Consider the following 1,007-nt stretch of genomic DNA (forward strand, 5'->3'; position numbering starts at 1 on the left):
CCACAACTGGCAGATGCTCGCCTACATTTCATTACTACTGAAAAATTCCCGATACCGCTTGCAGATTTGACGCACATACTTGCCCTATGGGGTCAACGTGCGCCTGAGCTTGTAGCGTTGATTGAGCTACTTTTGGCAGCGTATCCGCCTCTCATCGCAGGCTGTCATCGTTTGGATTTCTCTTATGATAATCTGACGGTTGATATATGGCTTGGTGATGCAGCGCAGAGTCTTAGCAAACTGGCAATAGATCACCCTCAGCAGTCTGCGCCTCAGCCTCATATCGATGCGTGGTTTTTGGATGGCTTTGCGCCTTCTTGCAACAGTACATTGTGGGCTGACAGTATCTTTGCGCAGATGCAGCGTCTATCGCGTACGCATACCACCGCCGCCACTTATAGCTGTGCAGGCATCGTCAAGCGCGGGCTCAAGGAACATGGCTTTGACATCAAAAAGGTAAAAGGGTTTGGTCGCAAGCGAGAAATGCTCACCGCCATCATGACCGATACAGACCATATTGACGTTACTAGTGATAATATAAGTTGTGATAACGAAAGCCACGATGTGAAACAGATAACAACAGATAGCATCTTTAATCACACTGCCATCATTGGTGCAGGCGTCTCAGGGTTGCTGACGGCTTGGTCGCTTGCCAATCGCGGTATTACTGTGACCTTATTGGATAAATCAGCGCCTTTGGCAGGGGCGTCAGGCAACCCTCGCGCGTTGCTTGCGCCCAAAATGACGCCTATTCACCACGTTGACGAGCACTTGCATACCATAGGCTATCTCTATAGCAGCAGACTGTACCGAGACCTTAATCAAAAAGCCATACAGTTCGATACAGCGCCAGTACTTGAACCGACTGGCGCGCTTGATTTGCTTATAAAAGCCAATATTGGCACCGAGCAAATCGCAGATTATCCTGATGAGATGGCAACTACCCTATCCCATGAGCAAGCGCAGAATATTAGTGGAATAAAAGAGCAAGACTTATTAGAGAACTT

The 1,007-nt window shown here is 48.4% G+C and carries 1 protein-coding gene; it reads left to right on the forward strand.

Annotated elements, in window-relative coordinates:
• The coding region (locus ACS8FC_RS15135) for an FAD-dependent oxidoreductase (protein WP_439297377.1) at window positions 1–1,007 on the forward strand (1,007 nt) is incomplete at both ends.

The sequence above is a fragment of the Psychrobacter sp. 1Y4 genome (assembly GCF_051847555.1).